We start from the raw sequence: 26,597 nt of genomic DNA on the forward strand, positions 1-26,597 counted from the left end.
AGGTAGCTATGTCATTAAACAACGAAATCGACTACGGCACGCCGGCCAGCGCATCGGCCGAACCAGTCTCCCTGGAAATCGACGGCCACAAAGTGACCGTCAATGCCGGCACTTCGGTAATGCGCGCGGCCGCCGAAGCCGGCATCAGCATTCCGAAATTATGCGCCACCGACCACCTCGACCCATTCGGCTCATGCCGGATGTGCCTGGTGCAAATCGAAGGAGCGCGCGGCTACCCGGCTTCCTGTACCACACCGGTGGCGGCCGGCATGAAGGTGACTACGCAGAACGAAAAATTGGCAAAACTGCGTAAAGGCGTCGCCGAACTGTATATCTCCGACCATCCGCTGGATTGCTTGACCTGCTCCGCCAACGGCAATTGCGAACTGCAAGATACCGTCGGCGCGGTCGGTCTGCGCGAAGTGCGTTACGGTTTCGACGGCGACAACCATTTGAAGGCCGAAAAAGACGAAAGCAACCCCTATTTCTCGTTCGACCCGTCCAAATGCATCGTCTGTTCGCGTTGCGTCAGAGCCTGCGAAGAGGTGCAAGGCACGTTTGCGTTGACCATCGACGGCCGCGGCTTCGAATCCAAAGTCTCTCCCGGCCAAAACCAGCCGTTCATGGAATCCGAATGCGTCTCCTGCGGCGCTTGCGTGCAAGCCTGCCCGACCGCGACTTTGATGGAAAAAGCCGTCATCGACCACGGCCAACCCGAGCATAGCACTATTACCACCTGCGCCTATTGCGGCGTCGGCTGCTCGTTCAAAGCCGAAATGAAAGGCGAACAACTGGTGCGCATGGTGCCGGACAAAAACGGACTGGCAAACCATGGCCACTCCTGCGTCAAAGGCCGCTTCGCCTTCGGTTACGCCACCCATAAAGACCGTATCACTACGCCAATGGTACGCGACAAAATCACCGATCCATGGCGCGAAGTCAGCTGGGAAGAAGCGATTCAAACCGCGGCCAGCCGTTTGAAAGCGATTCAAACCAAATACGGCAAGGATGCGGTTGGCGGCATTACTTCGTCCCGCTGCACCAACGAAGAAACCTATCTGGTACAAAAATTGATCCGCGCCGGCTTCGGCAATAACAATGTCGACACTTGCGCCCGCGTTTGCCATTCGCCGACCGGTTACGGCTTGAAAACCACCTTCGGCGAATCGTCCGGCACCCAGACCTTCGATTCGGTCATGCAATCCGACGTGATTCTGGTAATCGGCGCCAACCCGACCGACGGCCATCCGGTTTTCGGATCGTTGATGAAACGCCGTCTGCGCCAAGGCGCCAAATTGATCGTGGTCGACCCGCGCGAGATCGACTTGGTTCGCAATAGCCCGCATATCAAGGCCGACTATCACTTGAAATTGCGTCCCGGCACCAATGTCGCCGTAGTTACCGCGCTGGCCCACGTCATCGTCACCGAAGGCTTGGTCGACGAAGCCTTCGTCAACGAGCGTTGCGACGTCGAGAGTTTCAACAAATGGCGCACCTTCGTCGCCAAACCGGAAAATTCGCCGGAAGCCGTCGCCGAACTGACCGGCGTACCGGCCGAACTGCTGCGCGGCGCGGCGCGTTTGTACGCCACCGGCGGCAACGGCGCGATTTATTACGGCTTGGGCGTCACCGAACACAGCCAAGGCTCTACCACCGTGATCGGCATCGCCAACTTGGCAATGGCGACCGGCAACATCGGCCGCGAAGGCGTCGGCGTCAACCCGTTGCGCGGCCAGAACAACGTGCAAGGCTCCTGCGACATGGGTTCGTTCCCGCACGAATTCGTCGGCTACCGCCACGTTTCCGACGGCGCCACCCGCGCCCAATTCGAAGCCGAATGGGGCGTCAGTCTGGCGTCAGAGCCCGGCCTACGGATTCCGAACATGTTCACCGCAGCTATCGAAGGCAGCTTCAAAGGCCTGTACGTGCAAGGCGAGGACATCGCCCAATCCGATCCGGACATCAACCACGTTCACCATGCCTTGCGCGAACTGGAATGCTTGATCGTGCAAGACATCTTCCTGAACGAAACCGCCAAGTTCGCCCATGTGTTCCTGCCGGGTTCGTCGTTCCTGGAGAAAAACGGCACCTTCACCAACGCCGAACGCCGGATTTCGCCGGTGCGCAAGGTCATGAAGCCGTTGGCCGGCAAGGAAGATTGGGAAGTCACTCAAGACCTGTCCAATGCCTTGGGCTATCCGATGAACTATACCCATCCGTCGGAAATCATGGACGAGATCGCTCGCCTGACCCCGCAATTCGCCAGCGTCAGCTACGCTAAAATCGACGAAATGGGCAGTATTCAATGGCCTTGTAACGAGGAACACCCGGACGGCACGCCGATCATGCACGCCGACCAGTTCGTGCGCGGCAAAGGCCGCTTCCTGTTGACCGAGTACGTGCCGACTACGGAGCGCACCAACAGCAAATACCCGCTGATCCTGACCACCGGCCGGATTCTGTCGCAATACAACGTCGGCGCCCAAACCCGGCGTACCGCGAACGTGGCTTGGCACGAAGAGGACCGCTTGGAGATCCATCCGCACGATGCCGAAGTGTTAGGCGTAGCGGACGGCGACTGGGTCGGCGTGAAAAGCCGTTCCGGCGAAACCGTATTGCGCGCACGCGTCACCGACCGGATGCAACCGGGCGTGGTCTATACCACGTTCCACTTCCCGCATTCCGGCGCCAACGTGATTACGACCGACAACTCCGACTGGGCCACCAACTGTCCCGAGTACAAAGTTACGGCGGTACACGTAGCCAAGGTGGCGAAACCGTCCGAGTGGCAAAAGGAATACCAAGCCTTCTCCGACGACCAGCAATCGCTGCTGGATAACCGCATCGTCACCGCCGGCTAAATCCTGGCAAAACCGCGCATGGATCCAGTACCCGCGGAACTAGGCTGGACCAGCTATCGGACCGGAACGTTCGATAGCTGGCGCGGTCCGGAGCACAGCCGCAAACAGGACTACGTCGCCGAAGAGGTGCCGGTAGTCCTGGTCTACAACACGATACCCCACGTCGTTATGCTGACCACGCCGCTCAATCTCGAGGATTTCGGCCTGGGTTTCAGCCTTACCGAAGGCATCATTCGCCATCCGTCCGAAATACTGTCCATCAAAACTGTTCAGCGCGCCAAAGGCGTCGAAGTACGGATGCAAATTCCTGAGGAACGCTTCAACAATCTGCACGGCAAGGGCAAGAACATGACCGGCCGCACCGGCTGCGGCCTATGTGGCGCCACGACGCTGGAACAGGCGATCCGCCCAACACGAAAGGTTGGAACAGGCTTGGTATTGGATGCACATCGCCTGAGCGCGGCATTCGAAACCATGCGCCAACAACAAGCTTTGAATTTATTGACCGGCGCCGTGCACGCCGCCGCTTGGCTCGATCCCGAACACGGCATTACCGCAGTACGCGAAGACGTCGGCCGCCACAATGCGTTGGACAAGCTGATCGGCGCGTTGGCCAAAAGCGGTTGCGACTTCTCTGCCGGCTGGCTGCTGGTCACCAGCCGGGCCAGTTACGAGATGGTGCAAAAAGCCGCCAGCGTTGGCATCACCTTGCTGGCCGCGATTTCGGCGCCGACCGCATTGGCGATCAGCCTGGCGGAAGATTGCGGGCTGACTCTGGTCGGTTTCACCCGCAACGACAACCATACGATTTACACCCATCCCTTCCGTTTACAACATTTTCAAGAATCAACCGCATAGACCCATGGATAACAGCAATCTGATCAAAATGGCCAACAACATCGGCGCCTTTTTCAAATCCGAGCCGGAACACGATGCGGCCGTGGCCGGTGTGGAACAACACATCCGCAATTTCTGGGAGCCCAGAATGCGCAAACAAATCGTCGAATATATCCAACACGGCGGCAACGAATTGCTCGACATCGTCGCCGAAGCGGTCAAACGCATCGCGCAAAAGCCGTGAGTCAAATATTCATGCGAATGGAAAGATAGAGGGTTCAGCCACGGCCATTCGTATTAGGCTTGTGGCTCGGATCATGGCTGAACGTTTTTGCGGGTTAGCGGCATATGTTTTGTGCAGCAACCAAACAAAAGCCCTCTAATAATCAAAGTTAATCAGTTGGTTACAGCTGCCGATCAGACTTCGTTTACCGAGGCGACAATTGGCTTGAGCTGCTCCGCAACATAGGGCATTGGCCTTTGTGTTTTGATTCGGTTGATACAGCCGGATTGCAAAGCGGATATTGCGAACGCAAAACAGAACACATCAGCAGCCGATCCGACAAAACCTGGAAGGAAAATCCCGCCCATCTTCCGCTGAATCAGCCTTTACACCCGCTCGGCGAAAGCCGGTAGAGTGCAAAGGCTGGCCGAATTTATGCCAAGACAGTCGACTTGCGGCGCCCTTTAGCCAAAAAGCCGAGCACAGCCGTCATCATGAACCACGCCGTGGCTGGCAGAGGAACCGCCGCCGGCGTGCCGCCGGAGCCCGGATAGTCCGAGCTAGCCTGGGAAGCCTTAATGTCGAAGGCGAACAAGCGGTGTTCGTTACCGGCGCCCTGGTTAGTCGGATCAACAAATGCCAGACTCCAGGAAGTTTGACCCAGCAGACTGATCATGCTGCTAGAGCTTTCGGTGATCCAGCCGGTCGGAGACCACCAACCCAATTGAAAATTGCTGGAACCGAGCAGTGCGCCGGTCGAGTTGCCGGCCTTGATGTCGACATTGACGCCGTTTTGGGTAAAGGTCACAGTCGCCGCATCGAAAAAGCTCAACACCGGATTAATAATGGCGTTGCCTATAGAGCTGCTCAACAAAGCAGTGTCTTCGAAAATACCGAACTTCTCTCCGCTAGGCATGTTCAGCAGCAATGCGTAAGTATTAGCGAACTGGCTGTCGTTATCGGTAGGCGCCCAGACGCTTGCAGAACTAGCATCCGACATGGCCAGCAGACCGGCCACTACGCCCGCTTTGAAAACTTTGGTCACTTGCATGTTATCCATTTCCTATATTTGTTGAAGAGGTTCGCAAATCTTAATTTTTGAGCCATTTCGTTCAATGGTACTGAGGTGTCATGACAAAATTGTCAGACCGCGACGACTCCGAAATACCCGCCGATAGCCCACCCGACTCAACAGCCCGATAACGCCAAATATTTACGAAAATTTTATCGATCTGTTCGTAAACTGGACCGACTTCGGCACATGCCTTGATTTTCGGAACCCATATGCAACATATCCGCCCCGATCCCGATGCACTGTTAGCCCGCGTCGAGCGCGACCAGGCCAGGGCCAAACGCGGCCGGTTGAAGATATTTTTCGGTGCCGCGGCCGGCGTCGGTAAGACATTTGCGATGCTGTTGGCGGCCCGGGAGCGGCGTGCCGACAATCTGGACGTGGTGGTCGGCGTCGTCGAAACCCACGGCCGCAAGGAAACCCAGGCACTGCTGACCGGCCTGGAAACGCTGCCGCTGCGTCGGATCGACTATAAAGGAACAGTGCTGCACGAATTCGATCTGGATGCCGCATTGAAGCGGCGGCCGGCCATCATTTTGGTCGACGAATTAGCGCATTCGAATGTCCCCGGCTGCCGCCACCCGAAACGCTGGCAAGATATCCACGAATTGCTCGAAGCCGGTATCGATGTCTACACCGCGCTGAACGTGCAGCACCTGGAGAGTTTGAACGACGACATCGGCCAAATCTCCGGCATTCGGGTCTGGGAGACTGTGCCGGACACGGTGTTCGAAGACGCCGACGAAGTCGAACTGGTCGATCTGCCGCCGGACGAATTGTTGAACCGGCTTAAGGAAGGCAAGGTTTATCTGCCGCAACAAGCCCAGGAAGCGGTCAAGCATTTCTTCCGCAAAGGCAATCTGATCGCGCTGCGGGAATTGGCTCTGCGCCAGACAGCCAGCAGGGTCGACGCCGAAATGCTGGATTACCGCGAAGACCACGCCATCCGCGAGGTCTGGCAAGTCAGCGAACGGATTCTGGTCTGCATCGGCCCCAACGCATTGGCCGAGCGCCTGGTTCGCGCCGGCAAACGCCTGGCGACCAGCCTGCGCGCGGAATGGATCGTAGCCTACGTCGAAACCCCGCAGTTGCAGCGTCTGCCGGCCGAAAAACGCGACGGCGTGTTGCGCATTCTGCGCCTGGCCGAACAGCTCGGCGCCGAAACCGTGACCCTCAGTGCACCGGACATGAGCGACGCCTTGATCCGCTTTTCCCGCCAACGCAACATCGGCAAAATCGTGATCGGCAAACCCAGCCGGCGCGGTTGGCGGCGCTGGCTATTCGGCTCGGTGGTCGATACTTTGGTCAGCCGGGCCCACAATATCAACCTGTATCTGCTCGGCAGCCCGCAAACGCGGGAGCGCGGCCAAGCTGCGCCGGAACTGGCGTTGTTCGGCAAAAGCCCCCTACCCGGCCTGAAGCAACGCATTCCCAGCAAAACCGCTCGGCGTTACCTGGGCTACCTTTGGGCATTTGCCGTCAATGCGTTGATTACCGCGGCGGGCTATTTGCTGCTGGGCCGGCTGGAACCGGCCAACCTGATAATGGTGTATTTGCTGGGCGTGATTTTCGTCGCCAGCCGCTTCGGCCGCGGGCCGTCGGTGCTGGCCTCGGTGCTCGGAGTCGGCTGCTTCGACTTATTGTTCTTGCAGCCCTACTACAGCTTTTCGGTGGCCGACAGCCAGTATCTGATCACGCTGTCGGCGATGCTGGCAGTCGGCATCGTCGTCAGTAACCTGACCGCCAACGTACGCTCGCAAGCCAAAGTGGCCGCGCATCGGGAGCGCCGGGCCGCGGCGCTGTATTCGATGAGCCGGGAGCTGGGCAGCAGCCAGAGCGAAACCGACGTGGTGCGGGTTGCGGTCAAGCATTTGTATGCCGAATTCAGCAGCCGCAACGTGATTCTGTTTCCGAACGGCAACGGCCGCATGGTATTTCCGGCAGGAAAAGCCCTAGCCGAATCGTTGTTGGGTGCCGATTTGAGCGTGGCCCAATGGGTATTCGACCATAACGAAATCGCCGGACAAGGTACCGATACCCTGCCCGGCGCCTCCGCCGTCTACTTCCCGATACATGGCGACGACCAGGTATTGGGCGTACTGGCCTTGCTGCCGGTTAACCTGCGTCGGGTGTTTTTGCCCGAGCAGCAAAAACTGCTGGAAACCTTTTTGCGCCAGATCGGCCAGGCCATCGGCCGCATCCGCTTTTCCGAACGCGCCCGTTCCACCCAGATGCAAATGGAAGCGGAGCGTCTGCGCAACTCGCTGCTCAGCGCGATCTCCCACGATTTACGCACGCCGCTGGCGACCATCATCGGTTCGGCCAGCACCATCGCCCATAACCAGCAAAAACTGGCGCCGCAGGACCTGGTCGAACTCGGCCAAGGCATCGTCGACGAAGCCGAACGTATGGCGAATCTAGTCAACAACATCCTCGACATGGCCAAGCTCGAAGCCGGCGTGCTGGAGTTGAACAAGCAATGGTATCCGCTGGAGGAAATCGTCGGCACCGCATTGACCCAGTTGCAAGCCCAACTGGCCGGCCGGCCGGTCACGGTCAAGCTGCCGCCGGGCATACCGATGGTGCTGGCCGATTCGGTCATGATCGAACAGGTGTTGATCAATCTGCTGGAAAACGCAGTACGCTATACCCCGGAGGCCAGCCCGCTGGAAATATCGGCCGAATTCGGCGACAGTTCGGTCGAAATCGCCGTCGCCGACCGCGGCCCCGGCATTCCGCGCGGCATGGAGGAACGCCTGTTCGAGAAGTTCTACCAAGGCCGCCAGGAAACGGCGCAAAGCGGCGTCGGCCTGGGGCTCGCGATCTGCCGCGCCATCGTCGAAATTCACGGCGGCACCATCAACGCGCGCAACCGGCCGGACGGCGGCGCGCTATTCGCCTTCAGGCTGCCGCGGGACCAGCCGCCGCCCGAAGTCGAACCCGAGGAATAACGCTCAACGGAAACCCGCACCATGTCCAAAACCGACCCCGTCATCATCGTCATCGAAGACGATCCGGCCATCCGCCGCTTTCTGCGCACCAGTCTGCACAGCAACGGCTACAAGGTGTTCGATGCCGAGACCGGCAGGCAAGGCCTGGTAGAATTGGGTGTGCGCAAGCCGGATTTGCTGATCCTGGACTTAGGACTACCGGATATGGACGGCGTCGATGTAATCAAGGCGGTACGCGCCTGGTCTGCGCTACCGATCATCATCCTGTCGGCCAGAAGCGGCGAACAACAGAAAATCGACGCGCTCGACGCCGGGGCCGACGATTACCTGACCAAACCCTTCGGTTTCGGCGAATTGCAGGCGCGGATCCGGGTAGCGCTGCGCCACGCCGTGCGGCCGTCGGACTCGGCGCAAGAGCAAGTATTTACCACCGGCAATTTGCAGGTCGACCTGATCAACCGGGTAGTCAAAGTCGACGACCGGGAAGTACACCTGACGCCGATCCAGTACCGGCTGCTAACGGTATTGGTCAAACATGCCGGCAAGGTGTTAACCCACCAGCAAATCCTGCGCGAGGTCTGGGGTCCCAATTACCAGGAACACGCCCACTACCCGCGGATTTACATGAGCCAACTCCGGCAAAAACTGGAAGCCGACCCGGCCCAGCCCAAACTGCTGCTGACCGAATCCGGGCTGGGTTACCGGCTCAAAGTCTGGTAACCCGGCTTAAAAGGTCACCACCACGTCGGCACCAAAGATAAACTGGCTGTCCTTGTTACGCTCGTCGTATGCATCGACGCCTTCCGACCAGTCGTAGCGCGCTTCCGGCCGCAGCATCAACCATTTCGCCGGTTTCCAGTTTACCCCTAGCGTCGCCGCATAATAATTGGCTGGCCCGGTCGCCAGTACCGCGCAACTCGGGCACATTTGGCCCACCCGAACGCCATCGTCGTCCCTAAACCATTCCCCGCGCAGGCCCACGCCCACCGTATCGGATACGTCGTATTTCAGTTGCGAGTGGATGCCGTACCATTCGGCGTCGGCGAAATTGTTCAACGGATGTTGTTGTTCGATGCCGTGGTCGTGTTGCAACACGTAATGCCAGCGCTCGGTAAAGTTATGTTGGAGAACCAGACTGTAAAACGTGCGGTTGTCGCGCTTATTGATACCGGTCTGGCGCTGAAATTCGCGCAGATTGTTATCGCTGTTGACGTCGCCGGTAATCAGCGTCGCGGTAAACGAGGTCGCCGCATCATCGCTGGTCCAGGTCGCGCCGCCCAGAAAATTCCAGTTTTCCATGTTTTTATCGAACCCGTCCCAGGCGCCGTTGCCGTCCAGCACGCCGTTCAATTTGCTATGGCCGCCGGTGACCGCACCCAGCGTCACGCTCAGATTTTGATGGACCGGATAGGTGGTGGTCATGCCGAAATGGGTAAATGGCTCGCCGTATTGAAAAGTATAGGGGTGGGTGTAGAAAAAATTATCCGGCGACAAGCCGGTCTCGTAACCCATGATCGTATAAAACCGGCCGATGCGCGTGGTCAGGCCCTTGCCTATCGGCGTAAAAATATCCAGGTAAGCATTCGGAATCGCCAGTTTGTAAAAACGCTCGTCGGAACCGATCAAACGGTTGTCCCAATGGCCGCCGCCGTAGGGATTGATGGTATTGAAGCGGGCGTCGCTGCCGTACATCAGCGTCAACTTGCCGCCGACATCCCAATGGTCGCCGCCGGTATTGACGTCGCGGATCAACTCGCCGCCGAGCTGGTGCAGATTGAATTCGTTGGCCCGGTCGGCAAACACCACGGGGCCGTTGTAGCCGTCGCCAGGATCGTTGGCGTTGTAAACGATACCGGCATCGGCCCAACTGTGGACGCGCAAACCGGCGGCTTTCATCCAGGGCAAATCGTTGATCAGCGACAAGCCGTTCAATAAACCGGCGCGTTCCTCGGCCGGTAACGGCGACATCGCCATCAATAACGGTGCGGCATATAGCCATTCGCGGGTTCGGAAAGATGAGTGTGGCATGGTGTTCTCCTGTCGAAAAATGAATCGTCGAAGTTTTTCGGGCGCAAGCGCTCCCGCCAGCCGGAAAATCCGGCTTGAATGGTTGGGAGTATGGAAATTTAAACGGCTAAAACCGGCGGCTTAGTCGGGGCGGGCAAGATAGGCGCGCCAGCCGCCGTAATCGGTAATATCCAACGCCTCGCGCACGGCGGCGGCTTCGCAAACGAAGCCCTGCACGCTGTTGCCGTCTTGCAATTGCACGCTGCCGATACCCAAGGGCGGCGGGATTTCGGCGACGAATTCGCCGTAACGGCTGACCGGCAAGGCCCACACCTCGACGGCAATCGCCGCGCCGGTTTCGTCGCGCACCATGCCGGGCCGCTTGCCGTCCGGCAATGCGTAAAGCCGGTAGGTCGGCGCGGTCAACGTACTTTGCAGCAACACGCCGCCGCGGCCGGTCAACAGACGGTTCAGCGGCAGGCCGGACAGATGCGCGCCGCACACCGCGACCCGGATGAAGCCGAAGGAGTCACCATTGCTCGCGTCGGGAAATTCCGAGCTTAAGGCTGCGGAGATGCCCAATTTATGCGGCACCGATTGCTCGCGCCGTTTCGCCAACGCCAGCAAAGCCCGGTCGGCAAAAGCCGGCGCGCACAAGGTGATGCCGAACGGCAGGCCATTGCCCCGAAAACCGGCCGGCAGCGCAATGGCGCTGAGGTCGAGCAGATTCATGAAATTGGTGTAATAGCCCAGCCGACTGTTCAATTCGATTGGCTGCTCTTCTACAGCAGCAATCGGATAAATGGTGCCGGTGGTCGGCGTGACCAGCACATCGACCTGACGCCAGATTTCTTCGCTTTTCACCTTCAAATCTTGCAAACGGTAAAACGCACGCCAGGCGTCGGCGGCCGACAAACTGGTGCCGTTGGCAATGATGGCGCGCGTCACTGGAAATAAGGCTTCGGGCTGGTTTTGCAACAATTCGCCGGCCACCAAATAACGCTCGGCCAGCCAGGGCCCGGCGTAGAGCAAGCCGGCGGCGTCCAGCAAGGGCTGAATGTCCACTTCGACGGCGCTGCCGCCTTGCCCGACCAGATCCACAACCGCCTCGGCAAACAATTCCGCAGCGGCAGCGTCGCCGAAAAATTGCAGTTGCTCCGGTTTCGGCACGCCAAAACGGAAACGGCCGGCAAAGCCCGGCGGCACCGGCAAAGGCTGGTCGGGACGGTTATAGGCGTCTTCCGCATCGTAAACGTTGGCGACCCGCATCACCCGTTCCGCGTCGGCGGCCGTCAACGCGAAGATCGACACGCAATCCAGGCTGCGGCAGGCCGGCACCACGCCGGACGTGCTTAACAAGCCCCGCGTCGGCTTGACGCCGACCAGGTTATTGAACGCCGCCGGCACCCGGCCTGAGCCGGCGGTGTCGGTGCCTAACGCAAAGCTGGCCAGACCGGTCGCCACCGCGACCGCCGAACCCGAGCTGGAACCGCCGGCGATGTAAGCCGGATCGAAGCTGTTGCGGCAAACACCATAGGGCGAGCGGGTGCCGACCAAACCGGTCGCGAACTGGTCCAGATTGGTCTTGCCGACTGGAATCGCCCCGGCGGCGATCAATTGCCGCACCACGAAAGCCGATTGCTTGGGTTGATAGGCATAGGCCGGACAAGCTGCTGTGGTGGGCAAATCGGCCAAATCGATATTGTCCTTGATCGCAAACGGAATGCCGTACAAGGGCAAGTCGTCCGGCGACTGCTCCGCCAGCGCCGCGGCGTAAGCCAGCATGCGTTCGAACGGCAAACGGCTAATCCAGACGCCGCGCGCCGACTCGGACTCCAAGCGTTGCCAAAGCATTTCGACCAGCGCCGTCGGCGTCAGCGCGCGCTCCCGGTAAGCCTGGCTCAGGCTGGCTATGCTCAGGACTTCCGGCAATTCGGTCCAGGTCTTCATGCATCCTCCCCGGCCTGCAGCACCAGCAAATCCTGGCCGGCGCTGATTTGGGCGCCTTCGTTGCAAAACACTTTCCAGACCGTGCCGTCTGCCGGCGCCGTTACCGGGAATTCCATTTTCATCGATTCGACCACCACCAAGGCGTCGCCTTGCTTTACGCTATCGCCGGCGTGGACCAAAACCTGCCAGACGTTGCCGGCGATATGGCTGGCCACGGCGCGGGCGCCGGCCGGCAAATCAAGTTCGGTGTCGATGGCCGCCGCCGCGACCGCCTGATCGTCCGCATATACTTGCCCGGCTTGCTCCCAGCGTTCGCGTTCGGCGTCGAAGGCCGACTGTTGGCGCTGTTTGCACGCGGCTATCTCGCCGGCGTTTTGGCGCAGAAAGTCGTTGTATTGGCGCAGGCTGAAGGTTTCCTCGCGGATATCCAGCTTGGCCTTGCCGCTGATCACGTCCTGCCGGTAACGCAGCAATTCCTCGGCGGATACCGGGAAGAAGCGAATTTGATCGAAAAAGCGCAGCAACCACGGCTTGCCGTCGCGAAAATCGGCGGTTTGCCGGTAACGGTTCCACATCGGCACGGTGCGGCCGACGAACTGGTAGCCGCCCGGACCTTCCATGCCGTACACGCACATATAAGCGCCGCCGATGCCGACCGCGTTTTCCGGGGTCCAGGTCCGGGCCGGGTTATATTTGGTCGTCACCAAGCGGTGGCGCGGATCGATCGGCGTCGCCACCGGCGCGCCGAGGTAGACGTCGCCCAAGCCCATCACCAGATAGCTGGCGTTGAACAGGATGTCCTTGACCTGGTCGATACTGTCCAGACCGTTGATGCGGCGGATGAATTCGATATTGCTCGGACACCACGGCGCGTCCTTGCGCACCGACTGCATGTATTTTTCGATGGCCAATTGGGTGGACGGGTCGTCCCAGGACAACGGCAGGTAAACAATGCGGGTCGGCACTTCCATGTCCTCTATGGCCGGCAGTTCGGCTTCGGCTTGCGCCAAGATCCGCATTAATTCGTCCAGCGGCAGGCGACGGTCATAATGCACCTGCAACGAGCGGATGCCCGGCGTCAGATCGACGATGCCGGCGATGCTGCGTTGTTGCAGCCAGGTCATCAAGGCATGTACTCGAAAGCGCAGATTGATGTTCAGCATCAACGGCCCGTATTCGACCAGCAGATTGCGGTCGCCGGCCTGGCGGTAGCTGACGGCCACCCGCTCGCCATCCTTCGGCAGTTGAGCCAGGATACAGCTTTCCAGGGCAACCGTTTCCGCCGGCAATTCGGGCAAAGCCGCATCGGCAGGATGGTCTAGGACCCGTTCCACTTCGGCATCCAGCTTCGCCGCCTGTTCGCGGTTCAGGCGGATAAATCGCACGGTATTACCTGGCTTTAATTGGCCCAGTTTCCACAATTCCGCCGCGACCACCGTGGCCGGACAGACGAAGCCGCCCAGGCTGGGGCCGTCCGGACCCAGGATCACCGGCATGTCGCCGGTGAAATCCACCGCGCCGATGGCGTAGGCGTTGTCGTGGATATTGGACGGATGCAAACCGGCCTCGCCGCCGTCGCTACGGGCCCAGCGCGGTTTCGGGCCGATCAGACGGATGCCGGTACGGTTGGAGTTGTAATGCACCTCCCAGTCGGTCGCGAAGAATTCGGCGATGTCTTCGTCGGTAAAGAAATCCGGCGCACCGTGCGGACCGTACAGCACGCCGATCTGCCAGTGCTCGGAATAAACCGGCAGCGCGGCCGGATTCGGCAGGACTTCCTCGGCCATGGCGGCTTCCGCCGCGACCGGCAACACGTCGCCGACCCGCAGCACCCGGCCGCCGTGGCCGCCGAACTGGCCCAAGGTAAAGGTGGCGCGGCTGCCCAAATATTCCGGCACGTCGAAGCCGCCTTGGATCGCCAGATAAGCACGGCAACCCTGACCGGCGATAGTGCCCAGTTTCAATACGTCGCCGGCGGACACCGCTGTGGCTTGCCAGAATGCGACGGCCTGGCCGTTCAATTCGGCCTGCATCGCCGCGCCGGCCAATACGATGCGGGTAGCGAAATTGAAACGCAGACTGGGGCCGTTGATGGCCATTTCCAGACCTGCCGCGTGTTCTGGATTACCCAAAATCCGGTTCGCCAAGCGAAAGGCCAACATATCCATCGGCCCGGACGGCGGCACGCCGACATCCCAATAACCCAGGCGGCCCGGATAATCCTGAATCATGCTTTGCGTGCCGGCTTCCAGCACGTCCAGGGTGCGCGGCCGATAAGCCAGTCCGGCCAGGTAAGCGGTAATCTGGCGGCCGCTACGGAATACGTCGTCGGCGACGATCTGCCGCAAATAGGCCAGATTGGTTTCGATGCCGGCCAAGCGAGTGTCGGCCAAGGCCGCATCCATTTGCGCCAGCGCCTGTTCGCGGTCGGCGGCGTGGACGATGACTTTGGCCAGTAAGGGGTCGTAATTCGGGGTGACCTCAAGGCCGTTCTCCAGCCAATGATCGACCCGGACGCCGGCCGGGAAACGGCAATCGGTCAGCAGGCCGGCCGAGGGCTGGAAGTTCTTATTCGGGTCTTCGGCGTAAACCCTGACCTGCATAGCCCAGCCCTGCGGCGCGTGCCGGTACTGATCCAGAAACGTACTATCGCCGGCCGCCAGCCGCAGCATCCAGGCCACCAAGTCGGTACCGGTGACTTGCTCGGTCACGCCGTGTTCGACTTGCAGCCGGGTGTTGACCTCCAGGAAATAAAATTCGTCGCTGTCCTGGTCGTAAACGAATTCGACGGTGCCGGCGGAACGGTAATTCACCGCCTCGGCCAGCGCCAGGGCATGGCGATAGAGCGCTTCTCGCGTCGCCTCGCTGAGGCCCGGCGCAGGAGTTTCCTCGATTACTTTCTGGTTGCGGCGTTGTACCGAACAATCGCGCTCGCCCAAATGGATCACCCGCCCGGCGCCGTCGCCGAAAATCTGCACCTCGATATGGCGGGCGCGTTCGATGAATTTCTCCAGATACAGGCCGCTGTCCTTAAAATTAGCCGCGCTCAAGCGCTGCACTACGGCAAATGCCTCTTGCAGTTCGGCGTCGTTGCGGCACAGCCGCATACCGATGCCGCCGCCGCCGGCCGTGCTTTTCAGCATTAATGGGTAGCCGATAGCGGCGGCCGCCTGCACAGCCTGCTCTATGTCCGCCAATAGACCGGTGCCGGGCAGCAGCGGCACGCCGCAAGCTTGGGCGATTTCGCGGGCGGTATGTTTCAAACCGAAGCGGCGCAACTGTTCCGGCGTCGGGCCGATGAAGACAATGCCGGCCGCGGCGCATTGCTCGGCGAATTCGGCATTCTCGCTCAAAAAGCCGTAACCGGGATGGATGGCCTGGGCACCCGTTGCCAGCGCTGCTTCTAGAATTCGCTCACTGCGCAAATAGCTGTCTGCCGCCGCCGCCCCGCCGACGCAAACCGCTTCGTCGGCTTGTTGCACGTGCTGGGCGTGGGCGTCGGCTTCGGAATACACCGCGACGCTGGCGACACCCAATTGATTTAGGGTCCGAATGATGCGGCAGGCGATTTCGCCGCGATTGGCGATCAATACCTTGTTAAACATGAATCCTCTTCTGGCGGGCCGTCCCGCCTTGCTTTGCCAACGCCGGGCCGTCCCGGCGCGGATTACGGGTCAGTCCCAGATCAACAGGCGCACCGGCGTCGGGTTGTAGGCGTTGCACGGATTATTCAATTGCGGGCAGTTGGAAATCAGCGCGATGACGTCCATCTCCGCTCGCATTTCGACATACTTGCCTGGCGCGGAAATACCGTCGGCAAAGGTCAATTGGCCGTCGGCCGTGACCGGCACGTTCATGAAGAAATTGATATTGCTGGCGATGTCGCGCTTGGCCAGGCCACAGTCGGCGTGGCCGACGGCCAATAGAAAACTGTCGCGGCAACTGTGCATGTGTTTCTTGTCCAGCGCGTAGCGGACGCTGTTGCTCTCGGCGGCGCAAGCCCCGCCCAACGTGTCGTGGCGGCCGCAGGTGTCGGCGACGATGGTCAGCAATACCTTGCCCTCGCCGGACATCAGCTTAGTGCCGGCGCTCAAGTACAGATTGCCCTGGTGGCGTATCGTGTCGCTGGCGCTGTAGCGTTCTTCATGGTCGGCGGCGCTGTAAAACAGAGTATCGACGGCCTGGTTACCTTCCATGTCCAGAATGCGGAAGGTCTGGCCGTGCTTGATGGTATGCAGCCAGGGCTCGCCGGCCGGCAAGGTGTAATCGTAAATGGCGGTGCTCGGATCGAGCGTGCTCTCGACGATGGGCATGGTTTCGTCCTCTTAAGATCGGTGATTACAGAAAATAGCGTTCGGTATTGCTAAAGCCGCGGCCGTTTTCCGGGCGGAAATTGCGGCATTTGTCGTCTTGGTCAGGCAAGGCGCCGCGATAGGCTTGCAATAACACCGGTTTGGGCTGGTAATGCGGATTGGGATCCAATGGATGCGGGCAACTGCTCAGCACCACCAGCGTGTTCATTTCGAAGCGCAATTCGACTTGGCTGTCCGCAACGGAATGGCCGGATTGAAATTTCAGGTTGCCGTCCACGTCGGCCGCGATCTTGCTGAAGAAATTGACGTTGGCGACCAAGTCGCGCTTGCCCAGCCCCCATTTCTCCAGTTCGATCAACAAACTGTCGCGGCCGTTGCGGTACATCGCATTGCGATGGCTTTGGTAATTGGCCGTGCCGTATTTGGCCAGTACTTGCGCGGCGTCGGACACGCCGCACACCGTGTCGTGCCAACCCAGCGTGTCGGCGGTAAGCGAGCACAACACCCGGCCCATGTCCGAGTAGCAAACAAAGCCTTCGGTCAGATGAAACGTGTGTTGCGCTTTTAAAGTGTCCGCCATGTTGTAGCGTTCGCTGCGTTCGTCGTCATTGATGAACAAAGCCGACAAGTTGGCGCCGCCTTCGCTGTCGGTCAGGCGCAAGCGGTTGCCGCGCCGCATCCGAAACGAAGTGTGGGTGCCGGCCGGCAGGGTCTCGCTCCAAAGCAGGTCTGCAGGATTGATTGCCGCTAAAGTCATGTTGGTCTCCTAATAGGTTTATGGCGCCGGAACCTGGCCCAGGCGCTCGAGCAGTTCGTAGTCGGTCTGCATGCCGGACGTGTCGCGGATGCCGGCCAAAATTTGTTTTTTCAAAGCGATAAAGTCCGGGGTCTGCTTCATGTCCTGGTCGCGGTGGTCCGGCAACGGTACGGTGTGGACCGCGGCGATGCGTCCCGGCCGCGGCGCCATCAGCACCACCCGGTGCGCCAGATAAATCGCTTCTTCCACGTCGTGGGTGACGAACAGCACCGTGGTTTTTTCCAGGATGGAAACATGCAGGATCAGATCGTGCATGACCTCGCGGGTTTGGGCGTCCAGCGCGCCGAACGGCTCGTCCATCAACAGAATGCGCGGCCGCGCCATCAAAGCCCGGGCAATGGCCACCCGCTGCTGCATGCCGCCGGACAACTGATTCGGATAGGCGTTGGCGACGTGGCTCAGGCCCATCAAGCGGATCAGGGCGTCGGCCCGGCCCTCGGCGGACTCGACATCGCTCAGGGTCGATACGTCGCGATGCACTTTCAATTGCCGGCAGAATTTGATGTTCTCGGTCACGCTCAGCCACGGATACAGGCTGTAATGCTGGAACACCATGGCCCGGTCGATGCCGGGGCCGGCGATCGGCTGGCCGTCAACGTCGACACTACCGCCGCTGGCCGGCTCCAGACCACCGACGATGCGCAACAAGGTCGACTTGCCGCAGCCAGATGCGCCGACCAGCGTAACGAACTCGCCGGGCGCAAGGTCGAGATCGGCATCCTGCAAGGCGACGATGTCCGCGCCGTTAGCGGCAAAGCGTTTTTGCAATTGGCGGATTTGTATGATGGGATTCGTCATCGGCGCTATCTCCGGTACAGCCAGGGGAAGCTGCGGCGATGCGCCCAGCGGAAGCATTGGTCGGTAGCCAGCCCGAACAGGCCGATCAAAATGATGCCGGCGAAGATTTTGTCGGTTTGCAAAAAGCGTTGCGCCTTCAGCACGGCAAAACCCAAACCGGAGTTGGCCGCCACCAGCTCGGCCACCACCAGATAAGTCCAGGCCCAGCCCATTGTCACCCGCAAGGTATCCAGGATGGCCGGTTTGGCCGACGGCATGATCACCCGCATCACGATTTCGTCGCGGTCGGCGCCCATGGTCTGTGCAGCTTCGATTTGCTCCATCGGCACCCGCCGCACATCCTCGGCGATCATCAGCAGCATTTGAAAGAAAGTGCCGATGAAAATAATCGCGATCTTGGCGCCCTCGTCGATGCCGACCCACAGCATCACCAACGGGATGAAGGCCGCCGCCGGCATGTAGCGGATGAAGTCGGTCAAAGGTTCGAACAGGGCTTTGACCGGCGCATAGGTGCCGACCAGCACGCCCAAGGGCAAGGCCAATACCGCGGACAATAAAAACCCGGCCACGACCCGGTAAACGCTGATCGCCACGTCGCCGAGCAAATCGCCGTCGCGCAGCCATTCCCAGGCACTGTCCAACACCAAAGGCGGTGTCGGCAGGAACACCGGATCTATCGCGCCGCCGGCAGAGGCCCACCACCAACCGAGTAGCACCGACAGCAAACCGCTGATTGCAATCAGCCAATGGGTGCGCCGTTCCAAACTGCCGCGTATCGCCCACAGCGGTCGTCGCGGATTTAAATTGCCAGTCATAGTCGCCACCTTACGCTAGTGAGCGGCGAGCGCTTCGGCTACCAATGAGGCATCGACGCCGACCGCCAAATCCGGCACGTTTTCTATCAAACGGTTGTCTTTCAAAAACGCGGCGATGGTCGGACCCACCGCCGCTAACGAGGCCGGTTCGCTGGCCGGTCCCAAGGCTTTCAGGTTGTCTTCCAGTGTGAAGAAGCGGGTGCCGGGCAGAAACACTTTGTAGGCATCCGGTTTCATGCCGACCACTTTGGCCATGACGGTAACGGCTTGGTCGGGCTGCTCGCGAATGAAGCGCTGGGTATCCCGCCAAGCCTTGATCATGCCGACCAGTTCGGCGCGGTGGGTTTCGATGGCTTTCACCCGAGCTACCAGCAAATCCGGGATCAGGCCGGGCATGTCTTTGGACGTGAACAAGGCCGCGCCTTTGCCGCTGGCCTGGATGTTGTTGACCCAGGGATTCCACACCACGGTCGCATCGACGCGGCCGCTCAGAAACGCCGCCGCTGCGTCGCCGGCCGACAGGTTTACGGTTTTGACGTCGTCGAAACTCAGGCCGTTTTTGCTCAAGGCGGTGGCGAGCACGAAGTGGGAAATCGAATATTGTTCGAGTGCGATGGTTTTGCCTTTCAGATCGGCAAAGCTTTTGATGGCGGGATTGACCATCAACGCGTCGTTGCCGTCGGAATTGTCGTTGACCAGGATGGCTTTGACCGGGACATTCTTGCTGAGCGGCGCCATCGTGTCGGACCAGGTCTGGCAATTGGCATCCAGTTGGCCGGCGGACAGGGCCGAGATCGAGTCGGTGTAATTGGCAAACCAGACCAGTTTGACCTTGGCGCCGTATTTTTTGAAATAGCCGTTGTGTTCGGCGACGTACCAGGCCACCCAGCCGGGCCAATCGCTGACGCCGACTTTGATTTCGGCACGGGCAGGAATGGACAAGCAACAGAATGCGGCGGCCAGAAACAGCGCCGAAAATCGGGGGAAGATGCGGGGAAAGGTTGAGGTCATGAGTAGCTCCAGTCGGGTTGAAAAGCTACACGTAGAGGCGGACCGGTTTATAAAACCGTCTGACCTCCCGGGCTTTTATCCCGCCGTGTAGCTCCCCGAAAGAAGCCGGCAACTCTCGGTCGCTGACGTTCGAAATCGAACCGGAACCCTAGTCACCATTTTGCTAAGGCGCTTTTTAAGATCGCGCCTCACGTGTTTCGTTGTAATCTATAACATTAATTGCGCCAACATACGGTGCCCTTATAAATCAATTGGTTAGCCTAAGCACCGGTTAACCGCACCCAATTTTTCGCTCGATTATGGCGCAAAACTCTACCAGATTGGTGCAAGCCGTCCGCCGCCGACTAATTTCAGATCGCCTGGCGAACAACGCCAAAGCCAAGCCGATTCGCGCGCAGACTTGGCAACGCCCGAATTTAGCGTATAAATCAAAGGCCGTTGCCGATCAGGATGAAGGGCGCCCAATAGTAAGGGTGTTTAAAGGAAACCGAGCCGCCGCCGTCCAGCTCCACACCGCGCCCGTCCCCGGCTTGGCCGCCGGCCGCGCCGGCAATCATGGCCAACTGCGCGTGGCGCAAGGCTTCGGCTTTGCTGGCGCCTGATTGTTTCAAGGCCCGGTAAAACCGGTTCATCAAGGCTTGGGTGCCGCCGTCGTCGACCGACCACAGCGAAGCCAGCGTGGCGCGCGCGCCGGCGCTTTCCATCAAAAAACCCAAGCCCAAAATTTCCTCGCCCTGGCCCAACAACGATCCCACCGCCGTTTCGCAGGCGCTGAGCGCGATCAGATCGACATTGCGTAGCGACCATTCGTACTTGACCTGGTCGACCGTGACCCGTTCGCCGTTGCCGAACAGGATGAAGGATTCGTCGGGCTTGCCGGAAACCAGCGCGGCATGGGTGGCGAAATGCACGATGTTGTAACGGTTCAGTTCCGGCACCACCGCGTCGGTGCTGAAATTGCGGTCGACCAATTTCAGCGCTCCCGGATAGAGCGCCGCCAAGTCGTTGACCTCCGCGCCGGCAAACGGCAATCCGGCGAAGGCGAAATGGCGGTCTCCCAGCGTGAAGTCGTAATCGCCGCTGGCGAAGGCCGCGGCCAGCAACTTAGGCTCGCGAATCGGCCGCGTCTCCAGCTCGGCCAGAGAGAATGCGGTAATGTTGACGCTGTTGAAGCGTTCGGCCAGCCATTGGCGGCCGTCGTGCAAAGCGGCCAACGGGATGTAACGCAACACCCCGTCCGGGGCATACAGTACGGTTTTGGCGCCGATTTGCTGCAGGTGCCGCTCTATCGGTTTTACCAGCCAAGCGTATAAGGCTTGCGCGCGTTGCTCGACATCCGCCTGGCGCCGAGACAAAGCGCTGCGAAAATCCGCGACCGCCCGGTTCAAGACTTCATGCCTCACCGGCACCGAGACATGCAACGGCGGACTGAATGCATTGGCCAGCACGATTTCCAAACGGTCCGGCAACACCAACGGGTAAAGCAATACCGTCTGCCCTCCCAGGCGGGCCAGATTGTCCTGCAGCGGCCGCAATTGGGCCAACGCCGGCATCTGGCTGCGCGCCTCCCGGCCGAGCTGGCCGACCAAGGCGCGGATGTCGTCGCTGTCGATGAAATTGGCGAAGGCTCTTTGCAGACTGCGTTGTTGCCGATCCAATTCCTGCCATTGTTGTCGCTGCTCCGGGCTCCAGCGGGCGCGGTCGAGCTTGTCCAAGGCCGCCAGAGCCTGCCCGGTCGTTATGGCCTGCCGCTCCAACGCGGCGTAGTTTTTCAGAATGTCTTGTTCCGCCGGCAATTCCGCTACACCTTGACCGGTGGTTTGGTTACCGCGCACCGGGCCGAGAAAATCCGCCGCTTCCTGCACTTTCAATAAATCCAGTACCTGCTGGGCTTCGATAACGCGATCCAGGCGCAATAATAAATCGGCCAGACTCCGGTAAAACCCCTGCACTCGGGCCAGATAGGCTTTTTGGTCCTGTTCGGGCAGGGCCTTCAAGTCATTGCGTATCCGTTCGCTGATATTGACCGATTGCTTATAGAACGCAATAGCCAAGGCCGGCTGGCCGCTGCGTTCGAAAAGAGCGCCGATGTTGCCCAACGTAATGCGCGCATTGTCCCGGTCGTCGGTTTCGCGCCAGATTGCCAGGGCTTGCAGATAGGCGTTAAACGCCGCCGCGAAATCGCCGCTGCGGGCGGAGACGCTGCCGATGCTGTCGTAAGTGGCACCGATCGGCTTGCGGGTGCCGAGCTGCTGCAATACCTCAAGCGCACTCGCCAGCACGGTCAAGGCTTGCTGGTGGTTTTGCCGGTCGCTCAGCGCCAGCCCGAGATTGTTGCGGGTTTCCGCGACGCCGAAACGGTCGTCGAGTCGGTTCCGAATGGCGATGGCGCGCTCGAAGGCCTCGATGGCGGCCTGATGGTCGTTCTGCTCGGCGTACACGTAACCGAGGTTGTGGTAGGCGGCAGCGATATCGGCCTCGCCGCCGGCGCTTTGAAACAGCGCCAAGGCTTGCTGTTGGTAGGCCAACGCCTTGCCGTATTGGCCCATTTCGGCATACACCGAACCGATATTGTTGAGGATGGTACCGGCATCGTGCGCCGGCACCCGATCCAATTCGGCAAACCGTTGTTGGGCTTGGCGGTAGATTTCCAGCGCCTTGGCGTAACGGCCCTGAGCCAGATAAGTCAGACCCAAATTGCCGAGGGTCCTGGCCTCGCCCAAGCCGTCGGCCACTCGGCGCCGCAGCGCCAACGCCTGGTCCAAATGCGTCCGGGCTTTATCGATCAGACCTAACTTTCTATAAGTGGTCCCCAACATGTTGTGCAATATCGCCAGCTCGCTGTCATGCGTGCTATCGAATTGCTGCAGGCCGTTTTCGAAGGCGGCGGCGGCCTGTTCGAATTGTTGGAGTTTTAGCTGGGCGCGGCCGACTTTGTAAAACAGATCGCCGGCGAATGCGGCAGACTCGGTGTTAGCCGCCAAATCCAGCGCTTGCCGATAATGGCCCAACGCCAGAGCATAGTTTTGGGCTTGATATTCCAGATAGCCGCGGTCGCGCAGACGTTGCGCCGGGCTAAGCCAGACGCTTACCGCAACTGCGGGCGCATCCGCATCGTCCGGATAATCGGCGTTGTCGCTGGTTTGCAGCAAATTACAGCCGCTGGCGAGCCAGCATAGCGCCAAGGCCAATAAGGCGCGAGGCAAACCGGACCGGCCGAGCGCGGCGGACATTGCGTCGGTCAGGCCGCGGCGGTAACCGCCGGTTTGCGCTGAAACTTAAACCAGACCGCCGGCACCAGCATCAGGCTCAATAAAAATAGCGTAGGGTGTTTCAGCGCGGCGACCAGCGGCCACAGCAGCATCCGCGCCGCGATCCGGGCGGATTGGTGTTCGGCTATATAACCGGCCAGCGGCGGCGAGTATTCGTAGTAAAGCGCCACGAACGCGCGCCCCAACGGATACGGCAGCAAATACCGGTCCCGAAAGCGTTGCAGCGTCACCACCTCGGATGCCAGCGGGCTGCCGTAAGCCGCCGTGGCGATGAAACACATGTTTTGCCGGCCCTCCGGATTCCAGCGCTTGGGGTCTGCGCCGCCGGTCTGATGGTCGGACGATAAATGTTCGGCATCGTCCTGATAGTCGCTGCTGTCGGTCATTTGCATCATCAGGGTTTGCCTTTCTTGGTCCAAACCTTCCAAGCCCCGTTGCAGATCGATCAAATGGGCGTTGAGCTGATTTATCTGCAACTGCAACCTTTGTTTGAGCTGCGGCTGGTTGGCTTGCTGCAATTGCGCATGCTTTTGATCGAGCTGGATTCTGGAAGTCGAGGCTTGTTGTTCCAACAACTTTTTCCGCCGGTTCAGTTCTTCCAGTTGTTTCCTTAGCTGGAACTGTTTTTGCGACAACTGCGGCGCTTGCACGGTGGCTCGTTCCGGCAAACGCTGAATCGCGGGTTGCGACACTTTGTCCCCTAACCGCGGCGCCGCTTGGCTCGCCGCCGGTTGCGGCTGGTTCTGGCCGGGTTGTTGGGTTTCGGTCGTCAAAGGCTGCACCCGCGGCGCCAACGCCCGTTGCCTCAAGCTCGGCTCCTGGGCATAGGCTGCGCCGCCGCACCACGCCATCAGCAAAATCGCAAAAACCTGAAACCGCATCGAGAAATCCGGTTTCGGTTGACCGTCGCTATGACCGTTCATGCCCGCCCCCTTGCACCACTGCCGCTGCATTAAAAGATTCGCGCCGGAACATAATTTGGCCCTGGTTCGGCCGAAAAACGTTACAAAATCGTCACGATGGCGCAACGACGTTAACACAGAGGCTGAGCCTGCCCAAGGTTTTTATCGGTGCCGAACCGGTGCCATCGTTCATCGGCAGCTTATCGTCCGCGGCAGAGCCAAACAATTCGGGTAACTACGCCTGAACGGCGCGAGCGCGGCCGCCGCTAAGCCACTTCCTCCGGTAAGAAGCCGCCGGCCTGCATAGTCCACAACCGGTAATAAAACCCCTGCTTATCCAGCAATTCCTGGTGGCTGCCGTCCTCGACGATGCGGCCCTGGTCGAACACCAGAATCCGGTCAAGATGGGCGATGGTCGACAAGCGGTGGGCTATGGCGATGACGGTTTTGCGGCCCATGACCCGATCCAAATTTTCCTGGATGGTTTTTTCGGTGACCGAATCCAGGCTGGACGTGGCTTCGTCCAGAATCAGAATCGGCGCGTCCTTCAACATGACCCGGGCGATGGCGATACGCTGGCGCTGGCCGCCGGACAATTTGACGCCGCGCTCGCCGACTAGAGATTCGTAACCCTGCGGCATGGCATCGATAAATGCGTCGGCATGCGCCAGGCGGGCGGCCTCGGCGATCTCGGCCATATCGGCGTCCAGCCGGCCGTAGCCGATGTTCTCCCGCAAACTGCGGTGAAACAGGCTGGGATCTTGCGGTATCAGACTGACCTGCTCGTGCAGCGAGTCTTGGGTGGCGTGCAAAATATCCTGACCGTCGATCAATATCTGCCCGCTCTGCGGTTCGAAATGGCGCAGGATCAAGTTGACGAAGGTGGATTTGCCGGAACCGGAGAAACCGACCAAGCCGACGCGTTGGCCCGGTTCGATGGCCAAATTCAAGCCTTGAAACACCGGCCGGCCGGGTTCGTAGCAGAAATCGACGTTCCTGAATTCGATTCGGCCGCGGCCTATCTGCAAAGGTTTGGCGTCGGGGCTATCGACGATCTCGTGGCTTTTGACGATGGTCTCGACGCCGTTGGCAACGTTGCCGACGTACTCGAAGAATTCCAGAAAGCGCCGGCTCAGGTTGCGGGCGTCGCCGATCACCAACAGCGCCAGGCCGGTGCTCATCGCAAACGCGCCGACGCTGATTTCGCCGGCTTGCCACAGTTGCAAGGCATAGCCGATCGTGCCGATTTTCAGGACCGCGGCGGCGGTAAACTGAAACCAGCGCACCCGCTCCATGTACCAGAAAGTACGGCGCGCGCTTTTCAGTTCGGTCGCCAGAAAGCCGTCCAGGTATTCGCGCTCGTGGTGCAAGCGGGCAAACAATTTGGCATTCAGGATATTGGTCACGGCATCAACGATCTTGCCGTTGACCATGCTGCGGGTGGCGGCGAATTCCTGGGCATAAGGTTGGCAGCGCGTCGCCAGCCAATACGAAATCAACACGTAAGCGGCGACCCAGCCGGCGACAAACAAGCCCAGACCCTGGTGTTCGTTGAGCAGCAACACCACCGACACCGAAAAGGTCACGCCGATCGGCCAAAAATCGCAAATCACGGCCCAGGTGGTGTGGTTGACGCTAATCGCCGTTTCGCTGATGCGGTGCGCCAGCGCGCCGGCAAAGTGGTTGCCGAAATAACGCGGCGCGTGGCATTGCAGATAGGCAAATAACAGCCGGGTGGTGCGTTGGCGCAAGCGCGGCCCCATCATAATCAACACTGCGCCGCTGGCCCGGCTGGAAATAATCTCGGCCACGTTCAAGCCCACCAGGATCAACAGCGGCTGTTTGAACGTTTCCAGCCAATCGCCGACCGGCGCCGTCTGCGCAGCAACCGCGTCCATTAACGCTTTGATCGCATACGGCACCAGAATGCTGCCGGCAGCCTGGCCGGTTTCCAAGACCAGCATCAACAGCAGCAGCCAGCCGAACGGCTGCAGACAAAACAATACGAAACGCCAGGGGTGGCAAGGCAAAGGCGGCGCCTCCGCCGCACGGCGGATATCCTGGTCTCTGGTGGAGTTGGGCATGAAAAAGATTTGTTTTAGAAAGCAGGCCCGCATTATAGCGAATTGGCGGAAGCGGCAATTTCGTGCGCGCTGCCTTAACCGCGCCCATCTCCTGAGGATGTACACAAAATTAAATCGCCCGGCTCACCCCGTCTGCACTGACTTTGGCCAACCCGCTGCTATTACCTTGCACCAACAACGCCGCACATGCCCGCGGCCGGGGATTGATACTGGTCAGTAATAACTTGCTGGAATTCGAGCGGGTACCGGGATTATTGATGGAGAATTGGTTGGGATGACTTTTTAGTGGGTAGGATGTGCTGAGCGCTAGCTAAGCGCATCAATCGCGATGCGGTGTACGTTGTTCAGCTCGTCCCTGTTTGGGGTTGATGTGTTTTGGTGTCGCTGGCGCGACGGCTCGATTTTGATGTCGGTTCGCGGACCGACAGCCGCGATGCATCCTCGCATCGCCCCTGACAGGCAACGCCGCTCAAATCCTCCGGTGCTCGGCGCGGCATAACCGGAGAAAGCCCCGCCATGAAATCGGAAGCGCCTAATATTTGCGAAGTTTTGTAGGGCGCCTTCGCAATAGCGTCACGCGCCGAATGCTTGAAGGCCAACATACGGCGCAATACGGCTTACGCCTATTGACACCCTACGGACTGCGACTTACGGTCTTGCGCGGTACTGTGGCAACCGCAGGCG

17 protein-coding genes and 1 riboswitch are annotated in these 26,597 nt (G+C 59.8%); of the genes, 5 read left to right on the top strand and 12 right to left on the bottom strand.

What is annotated here, in order from left to right; all coding sequences use genetic code 11:
• Window positions 1-8 precede the first annotated feature (8 nt).
• From fdhF to MKFW12EY_RS17480, 3 genes are read left to right on the top strand one after another with little or no spacing between them, the layout of a single operon-like run.
• On the top strand, window positions 9-2,861 hold the full coding sequence (fdhF, locus tag MKFW12EY_RS17470) for a formate dehydrogenase subunit alpha (protein ID WP_221053467.1): 2,853 nt from the start codon (window positions 9-11) through the stop codon (window positions 2,859-2,861).
• A gap of 18 nt (window positions 2,862-2,879) precedes the next feature.
• The gene (gene fdhD / locus MKFW12EY_RS17475) at window positions 2,880-3,719 is read left to right on the top strand and encodes a formate dehydrogenase accessory sulfurtransferase FdhD (protein WP_082409886.1); all 840 of its coding nucleotides are present in this window, start codon (window positions 2,880-2,882) and stop codon (window positions 3,717-3,719) included.
• Between the two features lie 4 nt (window positions 3,720-3,723).
• Window positions 3,724-3,942: a formate dehydrogenase subunit delta gene (locus tag MKFW12EY_RS17480; RefSeq protein ID WP_054762763.1), complete on the top strand. Its 219-nt coding sequence runs from the start codon at window positions 3,724-3,726 to the stop codon at window positions 3,940-3,942.
• 412 nt (window positions 3,943-4,354) lie between these two features.
• On the opposite strand, the gene MKFW12EY_RS17485 is transcribed toward MKFW12EY_RS17480, so the two are convergent.
• Window positions 4,355-4,972 (bottom strand): hypothetical protein, encoded by a 618-nt coding sequence (locus MKFW12EY_RS17485; protein WP_221053468.1) that lies wholly within the window; start codon window positions 4,970-4,972, stop codon window positions 4,355-4,357.
• Window positions 4,973-5,205: 233 nt separating this feature from the next.
• Between MKFW12EY_RS17485 and MKFW12EY_RS17490 the strand changes: the two genes are divergently transcribed.
• Together MKFW12EY_RS17490 and MKFW12EY_RS17495 are read left to right on the top strand one after the other, a co-directional pair.
• Entirely contained in the window at window positions 5,206-7,944 is a 2,739-nt protein-coding gene (locus MKFW12EY_RS17490) for a sensor histidine kinase (protein ID WP_221053469.1), read from the top strand.
• A 21-nt stretch (window positions 7,945-7,965) separates the two neighbouring features.
• The gene (locus tag MKFW12EY_RS17495; RefSeq protein ID WP_054762757.1) at window positions 7,966-8,664 is read left to right on the top strand and encodes a response regulator; all 699 of its coding nucleotides are present in this window, start codon (window positions 7,966-7,968) and stop codon (window positions 8,662-8,664) included.
• A gap of 6 nt (window positions 8,665-8,670) precedes the next feature.
• Here the strand turns inward: MKFW12EY_RS17495 and MKFW12EY_RS17500 are convergent, their stop codons facing one another.
• The 11 genes from MKFW12EY_RS17500 to MKFW12EY_RS17550 form a co-directional block, all read right to left on the bottom strand.
• Window positions 8,671-9,972 carry a porin gene (locus tag MKFW12EY_RS17500; protein WP_221053470.1) on the bottom strand — a complete coding sequence of 434 codons (1,302 nt, stop codon included), beginning with the start codon at window positions 9,970-9,972 and terminating at the stop codon, window positions 8,671-8,673.
• A gap of 120 nt (window positions 9,973-10,092) precedes the next feature.
• On the bottom strand, window positions 10,093-11,901 hold the full coding sequence (atzF, locus tag MKFW12EY_RS17505) for an allophanate hydrolase (protein WP_221053471.1): 1,809 nt from the start codon (window positions 11,899-11,901) through the stop codon (window positions 10,093-10,095).
• Entirely contained in the window at window positions 11,898-15,506 is a 3,609-nt protein-coding gene (gene uca / locus MKFW12EY_RS17510; RefSeq protein ID WP_221053472.1) for an urea carboxylase, read from the bottom strand. The genes atzF and uca overlap by 4 nt, the downstream gene beginning before the upstream one ends.
• A gap of 69 nt (window positions 15,507-15,575) precedes the next feature.
• Window positions 15,576-16,214, bottom strand: a complete 639-nt coding sequence (locus tag MKFW12EY_RS17515) for an urea amidolyase associated protein UAAP2 (RefSeq protein ID WP_221053473.1) — start codon at window positions 16,212-16,214, stop codon at window positions 15,576-15,578.
• Between the two features lie 25 nt (window positions 16,215-16,239).
• Window positions 16,240-16,971, bottom strand: a complete 732-nt coding sequence (locus tag MKFW12EY_RS17520; protein ID WP_221053474.1) for an urea amidolyase associated protein UAAP1 — start codon at window positions 16,969-16,971, stop codon at window positions 16,240-16,242.
• Between the two features lie 18 nt (window positions 16,972-16,989).
• Window positions 16,990-17,829 carry an ABC transporter ATP-binding protein gene (locus tag MKFW12EY_RS17525; protein ID WP_221053475.1) on the bottom strand — a complete coding sequence of 280 codons (840 nt, stop codon included), beginning with the start codon at window positions 17,827-17,829 and terminating at the stop codon, window positions 16,990-16,992.
• A 5-nt stretch (window positions 17,830-17,834) separates the two neighbouring features.
• Window positions 17,835-18,644, bottom strand: a complete 810-nt coding sequence (locus tag MKFW12EY_RS17530) for an ABC transporter permease (protein WP_064022626.1) — start codon at window positions 18,642-18,644, stop codon at window positions 17,835-17,837.
• A 15-nt stretch (window positions 18,645-18,659) separates the two neighbouring features.
• Window positions 18,660-19,655, bottom strand: a complete 996-nt coding sequence (locus MKFW12EY_RS17535) for an ABC transporter substrate-binding protein (RefSeq protein ID WP_221053476.1) — start codon at window positions 19,653-19,655, stop codon at window positions 18,660-18,662.
• 62 nt (window positions 19,656-19,717) lie between these two features.
• Window positions 19,718-19,818: riboswitch (guanidine-I (ykkC/yxkD leader) on the bottom strand.
• 265 nt (window positions 19,819-20,083) lie between these two features.
• A complete protein-coding gene (locus MKFW12EY_RS17540; RefSeq protein WP_221053477.1) occupies window positions 20,084-22,888 on the bottom strand; it encodes a CHAT domain-containing protein in 2,805 nt (934 codons plus the stop codon).
• Between the two features lie 8 nt (window positions 22,889-22,896).
• Window positions 22,897-23,850: a CFI-box-CTERM domain-containing protein gene (locus tag MKFW12EY_RS17545; RefSeq protein ID WP_221053478.1), complete on the bottom strand. Its 954-nt coding sequence runs from the start codon at window positions 23,848-23,850 to the stop codon at window positions 22,897-22,899.
• A gap of 245 nt (window positions 23,851-24,095) precedes the next feature.
• Window positions 24,096-25,913, bottom strand: coding sequence for an ABC transporter ATP-binding protein (locus MKFW12EY_RS17550; protein WP_221053479.1), 1,818 nt, complete (start codon window positions 25,911-25,913; stop codon window positions 24,096-24,098).
• Window positions 25,914-26,597: the final 684 nt, after the last annotated feature.

Source organism: Methylomonas koyamae, assembly GCF_019669905.1.
Lineage (GTDB): Bacteria > Pseudomonadota > Gammaproteobacteria > Methylococcales > Methylomonadaceae > Methylomonas > Methylomonas koyamae.